The sequence below is a fragment of the Atopobium deltae genome, assembly GCF_001552785.1.
GTDB classification, from domain to species: domain Bacteria; phylum Actinomycetota; class Coriobacteriia; order Coriobacteriales; family Atopobiaceae; genus Atopobium; species Atopobium deltae.
This window is the reverse complement of the sequence record NZ_KQ959513.1, coordinates 1-1,845: the sequence shown is the minus strand read 5'-3', so window position 1 is coordinate 1,845 and position 1,845 is coordinate 1. Positions and strand designations below refer to the sequence as shown.

Sequence of the window (1,845 nt, the reverse complement as noted above, 5' to 3'; positions counted from 1 at the left end):
TTTTTGAACCTTGAAAAGAGCATAAAAATGATCGCCATGAATTTGCAGCGCCTAAGCCATGAGATAGATGCAACACTTAACCATCCAGAGCGTTATAGTTCCATCCTAATTAGCCCACATACCCCTGAGATCTTGCAGCAGGTAGGACTTGAGGACTTGCCAATTTTGATGAGTCAAAACCATGTGAGGAATTGCTTGTACCAAAAAGACTTTAGTAATCCTCATTTTCATGGGCTTACAAAACAGCACCTTTTAGAAATACCTTCTCAACTTGCAAATCCAGCAATCATAATGGATAGTTTGACTGACAACAAAAGTATTTTGGTGGTAACCAACTTAACCGATGCTGATCTTTTCCCTATTGTTGTAGTTTTGCGTGTCAATGGATCTGGAACCTATGAGTCAAACTGCTATGATTCAAACTACCTTACCAGCACTTATGGACGAGCAAGCTTTCAAAACTTTTTTGAGCGAGCTGCTTATCAAGACAAAATTTTGTACATCAACAAAAAAAGAACCCAAGCTCTTGAACAGTGTGCGCAGCTACAGTTGCTGCGGGCTTATTCAAGTATTCTTGAGTTCGACGCCATTATAAAGCAAAGTTTTTCTGCACGTCAAGCCTACAATTTCAATTCATATATCTACAAAGCTTTTCTTTTGGATAATGTAGACGATAAAAAACTTGCTTCATATGAGCTTATTGTTGGTGTTGATAACAACTCCCACAATTTTATTGTGTACAACGCTCGTAAAAAAGATGAACCTAAGCTTTATGAAGTTCCATTTTCTCGCATTCATGATATTAACAACCATGTTGAAACCAGCTTGAACTATCAGCTAGTTTCTCCTGGAAAATACTACGTACAAAATTCGATGGAAGATTTTGTTAATTATTGCCAAAACAAATTACCATCAAAACTTGCAATTTCTTCTAACTTAAAAGATATTCTCAACCAAATTTGGTGCGTTGAGCACTTAGGTGTTTCTAAATATTTTCCAGCGATCACTAAAACAACCCTTCTGCAAAAGTTCTTTGAAATTAAGCAAGCTGTATTGCTCGCACAAGACAGCCCTTGTGCAGATGAGACCATCCAAAACACCCAAATAAACCCATCCATGCACACCCCCGCAGCTAGATATTTTCCCACCAATTCCAACCCAGATTTAAGTTTATAGAAAGGATAAAAAAATGAACGCTAAAGATTATTTGTTTACAGAGATAAACCTCCAACAAAACCCTAATCATGCTTTTATTATTGTTGGTTACGATAATGCCGAGCAAGCGTTTCTGATACACGGGCTGCCAACCACCCCCACTGACCACAGTCATGTGTGGGCACGTGTAACATATGATACTTTTTCCACCCAACGATCTTTTATTCGAGCCACCACCTCAGATATTGCCTTGCATGCAAAGGTGATAGCAGACGACCTTGAGAAGCTCCTTGATGCACAAATGGTTTCGCCTAGGCAATATGAAGTCCATTATTCAAAGCTGCAACCCATTTTCCCACAGCTTTCAAAGTCGCTGTTGAAGGATTTAGAAGACTATGTTGTAGAAAAATACCCTGATGTAATTGAAAGGCTCGAACAACGCCGTTTGAGCTATGAGATAGATGAAGCCTTGCAGCACCCCGAGCTTTATAAAAGCGTTATGGTGAGCAAATATACCCCTGAGATACTGAAGCAAGTGGGGCTTGAAGATTTACCCATCCTCATGAGTCAACACCACGTAAGAAACTGTTTGCAGCCTAAAGGAGCCGATCCTCGTTTTCATGGGCTTGCAAAGAAAGACCTGCTTGATCTTCGAGCATTTTTAAACCACCCAGCAATTTTGCTGGATAG

2 protein-coding genes are annotated in these 1,845 nt (G+C 39.7%); both read left to right on the top strand.

Annotation, left to right across the window (positions count from 1 at the left end; genetic code table 11):
* Nucleotides 1-1,176, top strand: a 1,176-nt coding sequence (locus tag HMPREF3192_RS05180) for a MuF-C-terminal domain-containing protein (RefSeq protein WP_231723371.1), incomplete at its 5' end; no start/stop codon positions are given.
* A gap of 13 nt (nt 1,177-1,189) precedes the next feature.
* A partial coding sequence (locus HMPREF3192_RS05175; RefSeq protein WP_156422879.1) for a hypothetical protein occupies nt 1,190-1,845 on the top strand: 656 nt, incomplete at its 3' end.